Annotated in this window: 16 protein-coding genes and 1 pseudogene; 11 read left to right on the top strand and 6 right to left on the bottom strand. The window is 65.7% G+C overall.

Annotation, left to right across the window (positions count from 1 at the left end; all coding sequences use genetic code 11):
- The 4 genes and pseudogenes from VF497_RS03145 to VF497_RS03130 all read right to left on the bottom strand — a co-directional run.
- A pseudogene (locus VF497_RS03145) lies at positions 1–562 on the bottom strand (peptide-binding protein); the annotation flags it as partial.
- A gap of 138 nt (positions 563–700) precedes the next feature.
- Entirely contained in the window at positions 701–1,417 is a 717-nt protein-coding gene (locus VF497_RS03140) for a DUF4440 domain-containing protein (RefSeq protein WP_330886178.1), read from the bottom strand.
- Positions 1,418–1,501: 84 nt separating this feature from the next.
- On the bottom strand, positions 1,502–2,383 hold the full coding sequence (locus tag VF497_RS03135; protein WP_330886176.1) for an alpha/beta hydrolase: 882 nt from the start codon (positions 2,381–2,383) through the stop codon (positions 1,502–1,504).
- A gap of 69 nt (positions 2,384–2,452) precedes the next feature.
- On the bottom strand, positions 2,453–3,055 hold the full coding sequence (locus tag VF497_RS03130) for a TetR/AcrR family transcriptional regulator (RefSeq protein ID WP_330886174.1): 603 nt from the start codon (positions 3,053–3,055) through the stop codon (positions 2,453–2,455).
- 256 nt (positions 3,056–3,311) lie between these two features.
- Here VF497_RS03130 and VF497_RS03125 point away from each other — a divergent pair, with 256 nt between their 5' ends.
- A complete protein-coding gene (locus tag VF497_RS03125; RefSeq protein ID WP_330886172.1) occupies positions 3,312–4,487 on the top strand; it encodes an amidohydrolase family protein in 1,176 nt (391 codons plus the stop codon).
- Here the strand turns inward: VF497_RS03125 and VF497_RS03120 are convergent.
- Entirely contained in the window at positions 4,436–5,383 is a 948-nt protein-coding gene (locus tag VF497_RS03120) for a LysR substrate-binding domain-containing protein (RefSeq protein WP_330886170.1), read from the bottom strand. The two genes, VF497_RS03125 and VF497_RS03120, sit on opposite strands and share 52 nt — an antisense overlap.
- 81 nt (positions 5,384–5,464) lie before the next feature.
- On the opposite strand from VF497_RS03120, the gene VF497_RS03115 reads away from it, so the two are divergent.
- The 10 genes from VF497_RS03115 to VF497_RS03070 all read left to right on the top strand — a co-directional run bounded on the left by VF497_RS03115 (position 5,465) and on the right by VF497_RS03070 (position 16,344).
- Positions 5,465–6,919 (top strand): amidohydrolase family protein, encoded by a 1,455-nt coding sequence (locus VF497_RS03115; RefSeq protein ID WP_330886168.1) that lies wholly within the window; start codon positions 5,465–5,467, stop codon positions 6,917–6,919.
- 206 nt (positions 6,920–7,125) lie between these two features.
- Complete coding sequence (locus tag VF497_RS03110) at positions 7,126–8,283, top strand: isovaleryl-CoA dehydrogenase (protein ID WP_330886166.1); 1,158 nt, start codon at positions 7,126–7,128, stop codon at positions 8,281–8,283.
- Positions 8,280–8,828 (top strand): nucleotidyltransferase domain-containing protein, encoded by a 549-nt coding sequence (locus VF497_RS03105; RefSeq protein WP_330886164.1) that lies wholly within the window; start codon positions 8,280–8,282, stop codon positions 8,826–8,828. The genes VF497_RS03110 and VF497_RS03105 overlap by 4 nt, the downstream gene beginning before the upstream one ends.
- Before the next feature lie 280 nt (positions 8,829–9,108).
- Positions 9,109–10,281, top strand: coding sequence for a thiolase family protein (locus VF497_RS03100; RefSeq protein WP_330886162.1), 1,173 nt, complete (start codon positions 9,109–9,111; stop codon positions 10,279–10,281).
- A 25-nt stretch (positions 10,282–10,306) separates the two neighbouring features.
- The gene (locus tag VF497_RS03095; protein ID WP_330886160.1) at positions 10,307–10,804 is read left to right on the top strand and encodes a hypothetical protein; all 498 of its coding nucleotides are present in this window, start codon (positions 10,307–10,309) and stop codon (positions 10,802–10,804) included.
- A 164-nt stretch (positions 10,805–10,968) separates the two neighbouring features.
- Positions 10,969–11,343: a hypothetical protein gene (locus VF497_RS03090; RefSeq protein WP_330886158.1), complete on the top strand. Its 375-nt coding sequence runs from the start codon at positions 10,969–10,971 to the stop codon at positions 11,341–11,343.
- Positions 11,344–11,453: 110 nt separating this feature from the next.
- Positions 11,454–13,061 (top strand): carboxyl transferase domain-containing protein, encoded by a 1,608-nt coding sequence (locus tag VF497_RS03085; protein ID WP_330886156.1) that lies wholly within the window; start codon positions 11,454–11,456, stop codon positions 13,059–13,061.
- A 52-nt stretch (positions 13,062–13,113) separates the two neighbouring features.
- Positions 13,114–13,500, top strand: a complete 387-nt coding sequence (locus VF497_RS03080; RefSeq protein ID WP_330886154.1) for a TonB-dependent receptor — start codon at positions 13,114–13,116, stop codon at positions 13,498–13,500.
- Between the two features lie 124 nt (positions 13,501–13,624).
- Positions 13,625–14,224 carry a hypothetical protein gene (locus VF497_RS03075; protein WP_330886152.1) on the top strand — a complete coding sequence of 200 codons (600 nt, stop codon included), beginning with the start codon at positions 13,625–13,627 and terminating at the stop codon, positions 14,222–14,224.
- A 53-nt stretch (positions 14,225–14,277) separates the two neighbouring features.
- On the top strand, positions 14,278–16,344 hold the full coding sequence (locus tag VF497_RS03070; RefSeq protein ID WP_330886150.1) for an alkaline phosphatase: 2,067 nt from the start codon (positions 14,278–14,280) through the stop codon (positions 16,342–16,344).
- A gap of 75 nt (positions 16,345–16,419) precedes the next feature.
- Here the strand turns inward: VF497_RS03070 and bamE are convergent.
- On the bottom strand, positions 16,420–16,641 hold a 222-nt coding region (gene bamE, locus VF497_RS03065), incomplete at its 5' end, for an outer membrane protein assembly factor BamE domain-containing protein (RefSeq protein WP_330886148.1).

Raw genomic sequence — 16,641 nt, 5'->3', positions numbered from 1 at the left:
CTTCGTAGCGCGTGATCTGCAGCGAAATCGGCATCACGCGCACGTTGCGCGCAAGCAAGCCGGTTTGCGCATCGAACCACAGTTCGACCGGCTGGCCGTTGCGCGGGGTCGCGCTGACGACGTCGTAGTTGTGGCCGTTGTCGGTCTTGCTGCTCGCGGCGGACAACGTCGCGCCGTCCGCACCGGCGCGCACCCAGCCACGGCGCGCGAGCCAGGCATCGGTCACGGTCGCCGTCTGTGCGAACTTCGAATCGAGCGCGTGCACGCCTGAGGAACGATCCTGGCGCCAGTGCTCGCGGCCGTCGAAACCTTCGGCCGTCGCGAACACGCCGAAGTCCGAGCGCTGCACATAGTGGCCGCCGCGCAAATCATCGACGCCTTGCCAGCGCGCGGTCAGACCGGCCGCATGTTCCTCCCCGCTCGCATGCAGCGCGGCGATCGCATTCCACGCATCGCCGCCGCTCGCATTGCGCGCACGCTGCAGGACTTGCGCCGCATCATGCGATTCGGCTTGGGCGACATTGGCGAGCGCAAGTATCGCGGTCAGGACATGCAACTTCATTCGAACTCCTTGAGTTTGTCGTCGGCGCATTCGATGCGCGGACTCTGTGGTTCGTTTACACGAAAGATCATGCCGTTTACGCGCAAGCGGGTGCAAGGCCGCAACAACGCTGCGCGCGGCCCGCCCGCTGGCGGTGCTTCAACCGACGCGCTTGAACACGATGTCGTGGCCTTCGCGCCGGCTCGCGAAGCCGATGATCTTGCCGTGCTCGTCACGCTGGAAAATGCGGCGAATGCGCGGCGCGCCCGGCGTGAAAAAGACATCGCGCAGTTCGGCTTTGAGCACGACCGGCTTGCTGCCCTGCGCGGTGCCGTTGAGTCCGTCGCCGGACCGTTCGATGCGATAAGTGAAATCGCCGGCTTGATACGTGCCGACGTACTCGTCCAATGCCCACACGGACAGCGTCGTCTCGGGCGGATCGTCCTGCGCGGCCATGGTCTGGCTCGAAATCATTTTCCAGCCACTGGCCTCGCGCAGCCAGACTTCGGTAGAGAGGTATTTCGCGTGCACGGTCTGGCCGTGGAACTGCAGCGTCGAGACATCGGTGAACGAGGTGACGGCGACGTTGCCGTGCACTTCGACCTTGAAGTTCTCCTGCGTGAGCTGGTTCTTCATGCCGTTCGCCGGCGGTTGCGCGCCGTCGACGATCTCCTTCTTCGTCGGCATGTCGCCGCCTTCGTTCATGAACAGCACGCGATCGTCGAGATACCTGGCGAGCACCTTCGCGTCACCGCTCGCCGAAGCGTCGGAGAATTCCTGCGACTGGCGCTTGATCAGCACGGCTACATCGTCGTTCGCCTGCGCGGATACGGAGAGCGCGAGCAAGATCGGCAACAACGCGGCGTGACGAGACATGCGGACTCCAGATCGGAAAGGCAGGAGTATTCCGACACGCGCAAATTGCGGCGCGTGCCGATCGTCACGCCGATGAGCACGCCGTCACACGATGCCGTATGGCAGATTCGGCGAAGACACCACGCGTTCGCCGACGGTTTCGCCGCGCGCGAAACGCAGCGCCGCATCGATCACGTCTGCGTCCTCGACGATGCGGTTGTGGCCGAGTCCGTTCGTGGTCAGCATGCGCGCGCCGGGCCAGTGGCGCGCGTAGCACTCGCCTTCCTCCCACGGCACTTCGCGATCGCCGAGGTCGTGCACGATCAGTGCGGGCTGGCCGAGCGCGGCCAGATGGCGGAACGCCTGCATGTCGCGCGGATGCACGCCGGTGCGCTGCTCGCACCATTCGTAGAACGGCTCGCGCAGGCCGGAGCCGAGATGCATGAAACGGAAGAAACGGTCGGCCGCGGCGATCATGTCAGCCGGCGGCGCGATCAGCACGAGGCGATCGGCTTGCCAGCTCTCGTCGAGCGCCAGCGACACGGCCGCGCCGCCGAACGAGTGCGCGATCGCGAGCGCTGCGTGGCCGAAATGGCGACCGACGGCCTGCACGGTGTCGGCGAATTCTGGCAGCGTGCTCAGGTCGCCGCCGCTGTTGCCGTGACCGGGCTGGTCGAAGGTGACGACCGCGTAGCCGAGCGTGCGCAGATGCGCGACCCAGGGCTGGAAGCGCAGGCCGAAACTCGACCAGCCGTGCACGAGCAGCGCATACGGTTGCGTCGCCGGATCGCCCCAGACATAGGTCGCGATCGCGCGCCCGCCGCTGCGCAGCGACATGCGCTGCATCTCCGCATCGAGTTGTGCGGCGCGCGCGCGGCTGCGGCTGCTGGAGAACGGCGTGGCGAACAAGCGTGCCGCATGCCGCGCGGTACGCCGCGGCGCGATCACGCCACCGATCGCGAAGCCGGCGCGTAGTGCGCCAAGCATCAGAATATTACGAACGGTCGTGCTATTTTTTGGCGAAGCTGCGGTTGCCACGATTGACCTCCGGGGGTTTCAGCGGGAATACGCGGTGATCAGGCGCTCGAGCGCGCGATCGGCTTGAGCACGGGCCTGCTTCGGATCGAACAGACGCGTGTCCTGATTCAGGGCAAGCGTGATGCCGAGTATTTCGAACGCGAACTGACGCGTATCCGTGTCCGCACGCAGTTCGCCCATCTCGACGGCTAGCGAGATCGCTCTTGCGGTTATGCCACGCCATTGGTCCATGAACGCGACGACGCGGTCGCGCTGCGGTCCCGGACGTGCGTCGTATTCGTTGACCGACGCCAGAAGCGGGCATCCGTGGCGGTTTTCGCGCACCCAGTCGAACCAGCCGTGAGCGATCGCGCGCAGTCGCGGCAGGCCGCGCTTCTCGCGCAGCGCGGGCATGAACACGCGCTCGCCGAAATGCTGCGCGCCGAATTCGAGCACGGCGAGTTGCAGTTCCTCGCGCGAACCGAAATGCGCGAATACGCCGCTCTTGGACATCTTCGCCGCCATGGCGAGCTCGCCGATCGACAGGCCTTCGAGACCCTTGCGCGAGGCGAGCGCATAAGCGCGGCCGAGGATCATCTCGCGCGTTGCGGTGCCTTTGTCGGTGGTTGCGGCCACTACCATGGATTTAAAATAGCACGATCGTTCGTTCTTTTCAATAACCGCGCACGCCGTGCGCGGAAATATGCGATGGCCGGGCGCAGCCGGGCCCAACGCACGGGATGCGGATCGTGAATTCACAATTCAAATGGCATGTATCCGATCATTTAATTTGTGAATGCCGTCGTCATCCCATAAGTTCGTCCCTGCCCCGCGCAATGCGGGTAATGCCGATGCGCCGGCGGCGAACGAATCCGGAGCAGCACCATCGAGTCATCGCATGTTCGACCGCCTGTTCACCAACGCCGTGGATGCCCGCGGCAATCCGCTGCATCTCGCCATCAAGAACGGCCGCCTTGCCGAAATCGGCCCGACGCTCCCGTCCGCGCCGGCCAAAGACACCGTCGATCTGAAAGGACGGCTGGTGCTGCCCGGTTTCGTCGACGGCCATATCCATCTCGACAAGAGTTTCGTCGGCGATCGCTGGCGGCCACACGTTCCCGCTGCGAGCCTGCGTGGACGTTTGGCCGCAGAGAAACGGCTGCTAGCCAAATCACGACCGATCGTCGAGCGCGCCGATGCGCTGATCGTCCAGGCGGCCGCGTTCGGCACCATTGCGATGCGTTGCCACGTCGACGTGGACGCAACCACCGGTCTTTCCCATCTCCACGCCGTCGCCGAAGCGCGCGCGAAATGGCGCGGCATTGTCGACATCGAACTCGTCGCATTCCCGCAGGCCGGTGTGGTGTCCTGCCCCGGCACCGCCGATATTCTCGACGCCGCGATGAGCGAAGGCGCGAGCGTGATCGGCGGCATCGATCCAACGACGCTCGATGGCGATGCCGAGGCGCAGCTCGACATCGTCTTCGGCATCGCCGAAAAGCGCGGGGTCAAGGTGGATATCCATCTGCACGAGCCCGGCCAGACCGGCATCGCACAGCTGCTGCGCATCGCCGAGCGCACGCGCGCGCTCGGCCTGCATGGGCGCGTCGCCGTCAGCCACGCCTATGCGCTCGGCGAAGTGCCGATCGAGACCGTCGACCGCACCGCTGCCGCGCTCGCCGAGGCGGGCGTCGCGATCATGACCAACGCGCCGGGCGACCGCCCCTTCCCGCCCGTGCTGCGCCTGCGCTCCGCAGGCGTGCGCGTGTTTGCCGGCAACGACAATATCCGCGACGCTTGGTGGCCGTACGGCAACGGCGACATGCTGCAGCGGGCGATGCTGATGGGCTACCGTTCGGGCTTCTACACGGACGACGACTTGCTGGTCGCGCTCGACATGATTACCACTGATGGCGCCGCCGTGATCGGCAGGAACGACTACGGACTCGCGATCGGCGACGAAGCGACCTTCGTCGTGCTCGATGCGCCGAACGCAGCGGCCGCGGTGGCCGGCGTGCCAAATCAACGCCTTGTAGTTCGACGCGGGAATTTTGATTCCGGCGCCAGCGCCTGACGCTTCGATTTTCCCGACGAGACCTCGCGGCCAAGCATGCGGCCCAGCTCGTCCGCGAGCTCCCTGACTTCCGGCTCCGCGCCCGGCCGATGCAGCAGCGCGATATCCATGCAGTCGACGACCGGCAGACCTTTGCGCCGGGTCAGCACCACATGCTCGGCCGTGGCCGCGCGCGCCGGCAGCAGGCTGATGCCGAGGCCGTCGGCAACTGCGGCCTGGATGCCGGACAGGCTCGAACTCGTGAAGCTGATGCGCCAGCGCCGGCCGAGGCTTTCGACCGCCGCGATCATCTCGTCGCGATACAGTCCGCGCGGCGGGAACGCGACGAGCGGCAGCGGATCGAGGGCGACGGTCGGATTCTTCGCGCTGTCGATCCAGTGCAGGGTCTCGGGCCAGCGCGCGACCGCCTCGCGGCTGTTGCGCCGCTGCTTGACCAGCACGAGATCGAGTTCGCCGCGGTCGTAGGCGCCGGCAAGATCGCGGCTCAGGCCGGTGGTGACTTCGAGCTTGATCCGCGGATGCCGGCGGTTGAATGCGGCGAGCAGGTGCGTCGTGCGTCCTGCGGCGAAATCCTCGGGCACGCCGAGGCGCAGGGTCATCGCCACCGTCGTGCCCGCGAGCGCGTCGAGCATCTCATCGTTGAGCGCGAGCAGGCGCCGCGCGTAGGCGAGCAGCGTCTCGCCGGAATCGGTCGGGCGCACGTCGCGGTTGCCGCGCACGAGCAGGCGGTGACCTGCCATGTCTTCGAGCCGGCGCACTTTCTGGCTCACCGTTGACTGGGTCGAATGCAGCCGCATCGACGCGGTGGTGAAGCTGGCGCAATCGGCGACGGTGACGAAGGCGCGCAGCAGGTCGGGATCGAACAGCGGCCTATTCGGTTTTGCACTGGAGGTCATTCGAATATTTTGCTTCTAAATGGGCCATCGCGCATCTAGCATGGCGTGATATCCGGGCAACCGACCCGACGGGAACCGACCATGAATACTCCGCTGCGCGCAGCCATCGCCCTCCTGTTCACGCTGGCCTCGCCCGCGTTCGCCGCGAAGCAGCAGGCCGACGTGATCATCCGCCACGCGACCGTCGTCGACATCGAGCATGCGCGCACCGTCGCCGACCAGGCCGTGGTCCTGCGTGGCAGCGACATCGCCGCAGTCGGTCCCGACGCGGAGATCGCGCGCAACTGGCAAGCCACGAACACGGTTGAAGCAAAGAACCGGTATCTGATTCCGGGACTCTGGGACATGCACGTACACTTCGGCGGCGGCCCCGACCTGATCGAGGAGAACAAGGCGCTGCTGCCGCTGTACATCGCCCACGGCATAACAACCATCCGCGACTGCTCGGGCGACCTGCCCGAGCAGGTGCTCGCCTGGCGCGACGCGATTGCCAAGGGCACATTGTTCGGCCCGCACCTGTTCACCTCGGGCGCTAAGATCGAAGGCATCAAGCCGGTGTGGAAGGGCACGATCGAGGTCGGCAGCGAGAAGGACGTGGACGCGGCGCTCGTGCGCCTGCGCGACAAGGATCACGTCGACTTCGTCAAGATCACCGACAGCACGCTGGACCCGAAGCTGTTCCTCTACGCGGTTGCAAGAGCCAAGAGCATGGGCCTGCGCACCTCGGGCCACATCCCGATGGCGGATACGGTCGCGCAGGCGGCCGATGCGGGCTTGAGCTCGATCGAGCACATCGACTACGCCTACAAGGCCGGCGTCAAGGACGAAGCGGCGATCGCCGCCGATTTCGGTGCCGGCCGTATCGATCGCGCCGAAGCGAACCGCCGCCTCGATGCCGGCTTCGACGAGGCGACCGCGATGGCCGCATACCGCAAGTTCGCCGCGCAGAACGTGTTCGTCACGCCAACGCTCAACGGCGGCCGCATCCTCGCCTTCCTCGATCAGGACACGCACGCCAAAGATTCTTACCTCGCCTACATCGGCCCGAAGCTGCGCAAGACCTACGACTGGCGCATCGAGCGCGCGGCGAAGGCGACGCCCCAGCAGATCGCGGCACGTCATGCGCACTACGAACGCGAAGCGGCCGTGCTGCCGATGCTGCAGAAGGCCGGCGTGACGATCATGGCTGGCACCGATGCGGGCTTCCTCAACTCGTTCAACTATCCGGGCATCGGCCTGCACGACGAGCTGAGCCTGTTCGTCGGCAAGGGCATGACCCCGGCACAGGCGCTGGCTTCGGCCACGCGCGCCGGCCCGGCCTGGTTCGGCAAGCTCGACCGGTTCGGCGCAGTGGCCCAGGGCAAGGCGGCCGATCTCGTGCTGCTCGAACGCAATCCGCTGCAGGACATCAGCGCGACGCGCAGCATAGCCACGGTGATCCTCGGCGGCCGCGTCTACGACCGCAAGGCGCTCGACGGCATGCTCGACGACACGCGCAAGAAAGTCGCCGACTGGAACGCCGCAGCGGCGCACTGAGCGCGGGTAATGGTCCGCTGAAGTCGGAGTCCGTTCGCCCTGAGGTATCGAAGGGTGAACGGCCAGAGTGGATTGCCGCTCGTGGTTCGATACCTCACCACGAACGGAGAAACTCAGGCCCGACCGCTGCCTAAACGCAGCGCGCCGTGCCTCGGCCCGGGCCGCTGCGTTATCATTGCAGGCCCGATCGCTGAAGGATCACGTCCATGCGCCCGTTCCCGCTCGGAGAAGAGCTCGACCTGCTGCGCGACACCGTCGCGGCATTCGCGGACAAGGAAATCGCGCCGCGCGCGAACGCGATCGATCACGACAACGTGTTCCCGCCCGACCTGTGGAAGAAGCTCGGCGAGATGGGTCTGCTCGGCATCACCGTGCCGACCGAATACGGTGGCTCGGGCATGGGTTACCTCGCTCACCTCGTCGCGATGGAGGAGATCTCGCGCGCCTCGGGTTCGATCGGCCTGTCCTACGGCGCGCACTCGAACCTCTGCGTCAACAACATTCTGCACAACGCGAACGAGGCGCAGAAGAAGAAATACCTGCCAAAGCTGTGCAGCGGCGAATACGTCGGTGCGCTGGCGATGAGCGAACCGGGTGCGGGCTCCGACGTGGTCGGTTCGATGACCTGCCGCGCCGAGCAGAAAGGCGACGTCTGGATCGCCAATGGCTCGAAGATGTGGATCACGAACGGCCCCGATGCCGACGTGCTGCTGGTCTACATGCGCACCGCGCACCGCCCGGCCGGCTCGCGCTGCATGACCGCGTTCCTCGTCGAGAAAGGCATGAAGGGTTTCAGCACCGCGCAGAAACTCGACAAACTCGGCATGCGCGGCAGCAACACCTGCGAACTCGTGTTCGACAACTGCGAGATTCCCGATGCGAACCGCGTCGGCGAGATCAACGAAGGCGTGCGCGTGCTCATGAGCGGCCTCGACACCGAGCGCCTCGTGCTTTCGGGCGGCCCGATCGGCCTGATGCAGGCCGCGCTCGACATCGCCCTGCCCTACGTGCGCGAGCGCAAGCAGTTCAACGCGCCGATCGGCACGTTCGGCATCATGCAGGCGAAGATCGCCGACATGTATACCTTGCTGCAGTCCTCGCGCGCGTATGCCTACCTGGTCGCGCAGGAGTTCGACGCGAACCGCAAGTCGCGCATCGACCCGGCCTCATGCCTGCTCAACGCCTCGCAGAACGCGGTCAAGGTCGCGCTCGAGGCGATCCAGGCGCTCGGCGGCAACGGCTACATCAACGAATATCCGACCGGGCGCATCCTGCGCGACGCCAAGCTCTACGAGATCGGCGCCGGTACGAACGAGATCCGGCGCATGCTGATCGGGCGTGAGTTGTTCCACGGCAAGTCGTGACGAACCAGACGCCCGGCGAATCACGGCTGTTCGCGCAACTGCGCGAACTGCACTCCGCGATGGACTTGGCCAAAGTGTCGTACATGCTGATTGGCGGATTCGCCGTCAACATCCACGGCTATGTCCGCGCAACGCACGATCTAGACGTGATGGTGCTCGCCGACGATTCCGATCTCTTGCACGACGCGTTGCGCAAGCTTGGATATTCCGCCATCGACCGGCGCCCCGACCTTGCCTGCTACTTCCGCGGCAACGACAGACTCGACGTGTTGTATGCGCGCCGGCCGATCAGCCAGCGCCTGCTCGCGCAAGCCAGACATGCGGACTTGAATGGGCTGAGTGTGCCCACCATCTCGGCAGAAGGTCTGCTCGGCCTCAAGATTCAGGCATTCTCCGATGATCCACGCCGCATCCGCGACCTGACCGACATGATGGAACTGGTGAAGGTCAATCGTGCAACAATGAATCTCGACGAGGTTCGCGGTTACTTCCGGCTTTTCGACAACGAGTCCATACTCGATGACATCCTCAAATCCACTGACTGAGCTGGCATTGCGCTGCCTGCGCAAAGCACCATCCGGCAATACCGCTGCGCAAGACGCAGCTACACGTCATGATCTCGGGCGCGTGCGCGTCATGTCTGCTGCTCAAAGGGCAGCGCAGCTCAATGAAATAATGCTCTTGTCGGAAATCTGCGGTCTTCCTGCACAAACCAGAACTCTGGCGTCAGGCAACGATTTCCGACTTTAGTTCCAATTGCCGCGCCGCCGTTGCGGCGCGATAATCGCAAGCCCTCCTGTTCAGCACGCAATCAAGGAAATCGCCATGTCAGACGTCGTCATCGTTGGTGCGAAGCGCACCGCCATCGGTTCCATGCTCGGCCAGTTCACCGGCGTGCCGACGCCCACGCTCGGCGCGACGGCGATCAAGGCCGCGCTCGACGAGTCCGGCGTGCCGGCCGGCGACGTCTCCGAAGTCATCATGGGCTGTGTGCTGCCGGCCAATCTCGGCCAGGCGCCCGCGCGCCAGGCCTCGCTCGCCGCGGGCCTGCCGAAATCGGTCGGCTGCACGACGATCAACAAGGTCTGCGGCTCGGGCATGAAGGCGATCATGCTCGGCAACGACCTGATCAAGGCCGGTTCGGCCACGGTCGTCGTCGCCGGCGGCATGGAGTCGATGACCAACGCGCCGCACATGGTCGCCGCGCGCACCGGCCTGCGCTACGGCGATGCCAAGCTCGTCGACCACATGGCCTGGGACGGCCTTACCAATCCGTACGACGGCAAGTCGATGGGCGTGTTCGCCGAAGCGACCGCGGCCAAGTACGGTTTCACGCGCGAAGCGCAGGACGCTTACACGATCGAATCGGTCAAGCGCGCGCAGGCCGCAATCGCCTCGGGCGCATTCAAGGACGAAATCGTGCCGGTGAAAGTCGCGACGAAAAAGGGCGAGGTCGAATTCGCTGTCGACGAGCAGCCGGGCAAATCCGACGTGACGAAGATTCCGACGCTCAAGGGCGCGTTCGCGAAGGACGGTACGGTGACCGCGGCGAGCTCGTCGAGCATTTCCGACGGCGCCGCCGCGACTGTGCTGATGAGCGCCGACGAGGCGAAAAAGCGTGGCGTCAAACCGATCGCGCGCATCGTCGCCCACGCGACCAATGCGCACGAGCCGGAATGGTTCACGACTGCGCCGGTCGGCGCGATCCAGAAGGTGCTCGACAAGGCCGGCTGGAAGGTCGCCGACGTCGACTTGTTCGAAGTCAACGAAGCCTTCGCCGTCGTCGCGATGGCGCCGATGAAGGACCTTGGCGTGCCGCACGAGAAGCTCAACGTCAACGGCGGCGCCTGCGCGCTCGGCCACCCGATCGGCGCTTCGGGCGCGCGCCTCGTCGTCACCCTGCTGCACGCGCTCAAGGCACGTGGCGGCAAGAAGGGTGTCGCCGCGCTGTGCATCGGCGGCGGCGAAGCGACCGCGATCGCGGTCGAGCTGGTGTAAAAGACAATCACAACGGGGAGTTGCAATGAAAACGAAATCGATCTTCGCCTTGACCGCTTTCTCGCTCGCCCTCGCCGCCTGCGGCAACGACGCCCAGCAGAAGGCTCAGGACGCCGCCGCGCAGGCCAAGGCGGCGGCCGACAAGGCTGCGCAGGCGACTCAGCAGGCCGCACAGCAGGCGACCCAGGCCGCGCAGCAAGCCAGCCAGAACGTGCAGCAGGCGGCGCAGACTGCGAGCGCCAACGTACAGCAAGGCACCGCCAGCGCGGTCGATGCGACCAAGGATGCCGCCGGCAAGACGGCCGAAGCCGGCAAGCAACTCGCCTCCGACACCGCCGCCGTGGCGAAGGACGCGGTCGGCACCGCAGTCGATGCAACCAAGGCCGGCGCGCAGACAGCCGCGGACGCAACCAAGGCCGGTGCGCATGAAGTTGCCGAGGGCGCGAAGGCCGTCGCCAGTGACGTCAAGGACGCCGCGATCAAGGTCAAGGATGCGGTGAAGGACAAGGTCGAGAACCACTGAGTTTCCAATCCGACCGTTACAGCACCGGCCGCCTTGAGCGGCCGGTGTCGTTTCTGCAACTCCACGCGATCGGGACCGAGCTGGTGTAAGCTGCGCAACGTGGCGGTTCCGGAACACATGCCGCCCGTTGCAACGACTACAATCCACCTCGGGAGGAGACCACCATGCAATTGAAACATGCTTTCATCGCCGCCGCGTTCGCGTTGACGCTCGGCGCGTGCAGCGACAATTCGCAGCAGGCCGCGCAGGAAGCCGCCGCCAAGGCCAAAGCCGCCGCCGAGGCGACCAAGGCCGCCGCGCAGGCCACCGCGCAACAGGCACAGCAGGCTGCCGCCCAGGCCAAGCAGGCCGCAGAGCAGGCCAAGTCCGGTGACATGTCCGGCGCGGCGCAGACAGCGCAGCAGGCCACGGCATCCGGCCAAGCCGCCGCTGCAAGCGCACAGACCACCGCGGAGACGGCCAAGCAAGGCGCACAGGACGTCAAAGACGCCGCAACGCAGGCTACCGATGCCGCGAAGAAGGACGCCAACGGGCACTGACGCGTTGCTCATTCCGTTACGGATCGGCCGCGCTATGCGGCCGATCTCGTTTTTGACGACAATGAATCCATGGAAGGGTTGCCCTGCGGCTACCTGTTGCGAGAACCGACATGCCCGTCATCGAATCACAGATCGACCCGCGCAGCGAAGAATTCCAGACCAATGCGAAACAGCTGCGCAGCTTCGTCGATGATCTGAAAACCCAGCTTGCGCAAGCCGCGCAAGGCGGTGGCGAGAAGGCGCGCGCCAGGCACACCGAGCGCGGCAAGCTGCTCGCGCGCGAGCGCATCCGCGCGCTGCTCGATCCGGGTTCGCCGTTCCTCGAATTCTCCCCGCTTGCCGCGCACGCCATGTACGACGGCGCCGCGCCGTGCGCGGGCGTGATTGCCGGTATCGGCCGCGTGCACGGCACGGAGGTCGTCGTCGTCGCCAACGATGCGACAGTCAAGGGCGGCACCTATTTCCCGATGACGGTGAAGAAGCATTTGCGCGCGCAGGAGATCGCGCTCGAGAACCGCCTGCCCTGCATCTATCTCGTCGATTCGGGCGGCGCGTTCCTGCCGATGCAGGACGAGGTGTTTCCCGACAAGGAACACTTCGGCCGCATCTTCTACAACCAGGCGCGCCTGAGCGCACTCAACATCCCGCAGATCGCGGTGGTCATGGGCTCGTGCACCGCGGGCGGCGCCTACGTGCCGGCGATGAGCGACGAGACCGTCATCGTCAAGGAACAGGGCACGATCTTCCTCGGCGGCCCGCCGCTGGTGAAAGCCGCGACCGGCGAAGTGGTCGATGCCGAATCGCTAGGCGGCGCCGACGTGCACACCTCGATCTCGGGCGTGGCTGATCACTTCGCCGAGAACGACCAGCATGCGCTCGCGATCGCGCGCGACATCGTCGCCAACCTCAATCGCACGAAGAAACTGCCGGTCGCGATCCAGCCGCCGGCCGAGCCGAAATACGCGGCCGAGGAAATCTACGGCTGCGTGCCGACCGATACGCGCAAGCCGTTCGACATCCGCGAGATCATCGCGCGCATCGTCGATGGCTCGGAGTTCCACGAGTTCAAGGCACGCTACGGCAAGACGCTGGTCTGCGGATTTGGCCACATATACGGCTATCCTGTCGGCATCGTCGCCAACAACGGCATCCTGTTTCCCGAGTCCGCACTCAAGGGCGCGCACTTCATCGAGCTGTGCAACCAGCGCGACATCCCGCTCGTGTTCCTGCAGAACATCACCGGCTTCATGGTCGGCAAGAAATACGAACAGGCCGGCATCGCCAAGGACGGCGCGAAGATGGTCACCGCCGTCGCCTGCTCGCACGTGCCGAAGTTCACCGTGATCATCGGCGGCAGTTTCGGTGCGGGCAACTACGCGATGTGCGGCCGCGGCTACCAGCCAAGATTCCTGTGGATGTGGCCGAACTCTCGCATCAGCGTGATGGGTGGCGAACAGGCCGCGAGCGTACTCGCGACCGTACGCCGCGACGGCATTGAAGCGAGCGGAAAGGCCTGGGCCAAGGAAGACGAGGACGCGTTCAAGGCACCGATCCGCGAGCAGTACGAACGCCAGGGCCACCCCTACTACGCCTCAGCGCGCCTGTGGGACGACGGCGTGATCGATCCGGCCGACACGCGGCGCGTGCTCGGCCTGGCGATTTCCGCGAGTTTCAACGCGCCGATCGAGAAGCAACGCTTTGGTGTGTTCCGGATGTAGCGTATCGTTCGCCAGCTGCATCGTGCATCGCAACGCCCAAACGGGGGGACATATGAGTTTCGATCGCAAGTACCTGATCTGCGCGCTGGGCTACGTCGTGCTTGGAATGGGCGTCGGCGTTTATATGGGCGCGTCCGGGAACCATGGGCAACTCATCGCCCACGCGCACATCCTGCTCGTCGGTTTCGTCGTGTCTTTCATCTACGCGATCATCCACAAGCTGTGGCTCGAGCAGCCGGGCAAAGGGATCGCGCAGACGCAGTTCGTGCTGCATCAGGTCGCAGCCGTCGTCATGTTCACGGGACTGCTGCTGCTTTACGGCGGTGTCGTCGCGGAGACCACGCTCGGCCCGATTCTCGGCGTGTCTTCGATCGGCGTGCTGACGGCAGCCGTGCTGATGTTCTACATGGTGCTCAAGTCCGGCGTGCTGAAGACTTAAGCCCGTGCGGCCTTTGCGCGGCACACCTTGGCGGGAAGTCGTCCGCGCGCGTCACACGCGTTTCACATCGCATCGCTAGTGTGCGCTCCCCGCTGCCGTGCAGCGGCCAGCTCACGGTGGATGGATGCCATTTCTGTTTCGTTCGATCGCACTGGCGGCGGCGCTCGCCGGCGGTACCGCCATTGAGTCCGCTGCGGTCGCCGCGCAGCCCGCAGCGACCAGCAGCGCGCCTGCGCGCGTACCCTCGTCGCTCGTCGTGCGCAAGGATCTCGGCAAGCCCGCGGCAGGCGTGACCGATCTCAAGTTCCACGACATCTTCAAGACCCCGGTCGGCGACAAGGGTCTCGAGCCCAGCGCGACGCTGCTCGCACTCGATGCCAAGCGCGTGCGCATGGTCGGTTACATGGTGCGCCAGCAGCCCGCGCCGAAAGGCACGTTCCTGCTCTCCCCGCTTGCTGCGGAAATCAGCGACGAGGACGAACCGCTCGCCGACGATCTGCCGCCGAGCATCGTCGCCATCGAAGTCACCGGCGCTGCGAACCAGCCGATTCCGCTGCTGCCCGGTTTGATCCAGGTTACCGGCGTGCTCCACGTCGGCGCGAAGACCGATGCCGCGAGCGGGCGCGTCAGCGCCGTGCAGATCGCGCTCGATGCGCCCGTCGCCAAGGCGCTGCTCGGCGCCAATTCCGCGCCGACCAGGCCGTCGCGCACCGGCACACGCTGAATCCGGCGCCATCGCATTTTCCCTCCCGCAAATCTTCCGAAGGAATCGAACCCATGCGCACGAACCGCTTCACCCGCAACGCCCTGAGCCATGCCCTGCTCGCCGCACTCGCGCTGACCGGCGCCGACGCGTTCGCCGCGAAGATCTCGCGCCTTACCCCGCCGAGCGAGCTGTTCGCCTCGCACAACGCGAACGGCCCGGTGATCTCGCGCTTCATGCAGGGCCAGCGCTTCGACCTGCAGGCGACCGTGCAGCCCGACGCGGGCCTGACGATCACCGATTTCTATTTCTCCGTCGATGGCCACAGCACCAATTCGCCGACGGTGGACTCGTCCACCTACAAGCTCAGCTACCCGCTTGCCAATCACATCGGTCGCGTCGATGAATCGGCGTCCGACGCGTCCTGCGTCGATGCGACCAGCGGCATGACCACCGGCAAGTCGGGCTGCAAGCTCGTCGCCGGCCTGCCGGGCAACACGGTCGTCGTCTCACAGCGCGCCTTTGCAAGCTACGACGCCGGCGTGCACACGCTCAAGATCGTCGCCACGCAGAGCGACGGCAGCAAGATCAGCGCCGAAGGCAACTTCGAGGTCGTCGCACCGGCGAGCGGCTACACGCACGCGAAGAACGTCATCATCTTCCTCGGCGACGGCATGGGCGCGACGCACCGCACCGCGGCGCGCATCATGGCCAAGGGCTACGCACAGGGCAAGGCGAAAGCGCCGCTGACGATGGACACGTTCCCGTACACGAGCATGGTGATGACGTCATCGCTCAACTCGATCGTCACCGACTCGGCGCCGGGCATGCAGAACTATGTCACCGGCAACAAGGCCGAGAACAACCAGGAAGGCGTGTTCCCGGACGACACGCTCGACGCGTTCGACAATCCGCGCGTCGAATACCTGTCCGAGTACCTGCACAACCTGCAGGGCAAGTCGCTCGGTGTCGTCACCACGGCCGACGTGTTCGACGCGACGCCGGCGTCGATGGCGATTCACACGTCCGCTCGCGGCAACGGCACCGGCATCGTCGACCAGTTCCTTGACGATCGCGCGCAGACCGGCCTGACCGTGCTCATGGGCGGCGGGCGCAAGTGGTTCCTGCCGAATGCGTCGAACAGCGTCAGCCCGCAGCCGGTCAACGGCTCGCAGCGGCGCAAGGCGAACGATTACGTGCTGTCCGACGACATCGTCAACGGCTGGGGCGTGGCACGCGGCAAGCTCGATCCCGAGCGCGACCTGATCGCCGATTTCCAGAGCGCCGGCTACGCCTATGCGCCGAACAACGCCGGCCTCGGCGACGCGTTCAAGCACGGCGTGCCGGACAAGCTGCTCGGCCTGTTCGCCTATTCGAACATGAACGTCTCCTACGACAAGATCGCCGCGCGTCGTGGCGACAGCACCGTGGTCGACGCGTTCGGCTTCCCCGACCAGCCGATGCTCGACGAGATGACCGACAAGGCGCTGCAGGTGCTGGCGAAGAACCAGAACGGTTTCGTCGCGATGATCGAAGGCGCCTCCATCGACAAGCAGGCGCACCTGATGGACAGCGACCGCTGGGTCCACGAAGTGATCGAGTTCGACCGCGCGATCGCCGTGGCCAAGGCCTTCGCCGCGAAGAACCCGGACACGCTCGTCATCGTCACCGCCGACCACGAGTGCTCGGGCGCGGCGATCCTCGGCGCGGCCACCGCGAGCGCGGCCGACCTTACGGCCACGCCGAACTCGGGCACCAAGTACGTCGGCACCTACGAAGCGGCGAAGTTCCCGAAATACACGATCGCCGCGGACGGCTATCCGCAGTCGACGCTGATCGACCACAAGATGCTGATCGGCTATGGCGCGAACGCGGACCGCTACGAAACCTGGCTGCCGAACGCGTTCCCGACGCTGGACACGCAACAGCCGTTCCCACCTGCGCAATCGCCGGCGAGCCCGTCGACGCGCAACAAGGACGTCGGCTACTTCGTCACCGGCCAGGTGCCCGGCGACCAGGCCGTGCACACCGCGACCGACGTGCCGCTCTCGGCCTACGGCGCGAGCGCCGCGCAGTTCCACGGCGTGATCGACAACACCGACGTGTTCTTCAAGCTCGCTTCGGCAGCGATGGCGCAGTAACGCACAGGAAGGGCTGCACCGACGTCGGCGTGCAATGCGCCGGCGTCGCGATCGAAAGAGAATCTGCCGCGGCCGTCAGTGTGCTTGCGGCTTGTCGATTTCCGCAACGCGGCTGTCGCGATCGAACACGACACGGCCGCCGGATTCGTCCGGGTAGTACCAGACTTCGCCGAACACGCCGGTGGTCGTGCGTCCGGGCGCGCCGAGCAGGCGGCGCACTTCGCTCCAGCTCATGCCCTGCTTGATCTGTGCCCACTTGGCCGGATCGCCCCAGATCGGCGGCGGCGCCGGCGCTCC

Origin of the sequence: Rudaea sp., assembly GCF_036383415.1 — a bacterium.
Taxonomy (GTDB): Bacteria; Pseudomonadota; Gammaproteobacteria; order Xanthomonadales; family Rhodanobacteraceae; genus Rudaea.
Note: the sequence above shows the minus strand (reverse complement) of the source record. Positions and strands in the feature narration are given on the sequence as shown.

Bases quoted from the DNA above. Each gene is read 5' to 3' on its own strand.
- VF497_RS03140 (WP_330886178.1), bottom strand. From the start codon at position 1,417: ATGTCTCGTCACGCCGCGTTGTTGCCGATCTTGCTCGCGCTCTCCGTA.
- VF497_RS03135 (WP_330886176.1), bottom strand. From the start codon at position 2,383: ATGCTTGGCGCACTACGCGCCGGCTTCGCGATCGGTGGCGTGATCGCG.
- VF497_RS03130 (WP_330886174.1), bottom strand. From the start codon at position 3,055: ATGGTAGTGGCCGCAACCACCGACAAAGGCACCGCAACGCGCGAGATG.
- VF497_RS03125 (WP_330886172.1), top strand. From the start codon at position 3,312: ATGTTCGACCGCCTGTTCACCAACGCCGTGGATGCCCGCGGCAATCCG.
- VF497_RS03120 (WP_330886170.1), bottom strand. From the start codon at position 5,383: ATGACCTCCAGTGCAAAACCGAATAGGCCGCTGTTCGATCCCGACCTG.
- VF497_RS03115 (WP_330886168.1), top strand. From the start codon at position 5,465: ATGAATACTCCGCTGCGCGCAGCCATCGCCCTCCTGTTCACGCTGGCC.
- VF497_RS03110 (WP_330886166.1), top strand. From the start codon at position 7,126: ATGCGCCCGTTCCCGCTCGGAGAAGAGCTCGACCTGCTGCGCGACACC.
- VF497_RS03100 (WP_330886162.1), top strand. From the start codon at position 9,109: ATGTCAGACGTCGTCATCGTTGGTGCGAAGCGCACCGCCATCGGTTCC.
- VF497_RS03095 (WP_330886160.1), top strand. From the start codon at position 10,307: ATGAAAACGAAATCGATCTTCGCCTTGACCGCTTTCTCGCTCGCCCTC.
- VF497_RS03090 (WP_330886158.1), top strand. From the start codon at position 10,969: ATGCAATTGAAACATGCTTTCATCGCCGCCGCGTTCGCGTTGACGCTC.
- VF497_RS03085 (WP_330886156.1), top strand. From the start codon at position 11,454: ATGCCCGTCATCGAATCACAGATCGACCCGCGCAGCGAAGAATTCCAG.
- VF497_RS03080 (WP_330886154.1), top strand. From the start codon at position 13,114: ATGAGTTTCGATCGCAAGTACCTGATCTGCGCGCTGGGCTACGTCGTG.
- VF497_RS03075 (WP_330886152.1), top strand. From the start codon at position 13,625: ATGCCATTTCTGTTTCGTTCGATCGCACTGGCGGCGGCGCTCGCCGGC.
- VF497_RS03070 (WP_330886150.1), top strand. From the start codon at position 14,278: ATGCGCACGAACCGCTTCACCCGCAACGCCCTGAGCCATGCCCTGCTC.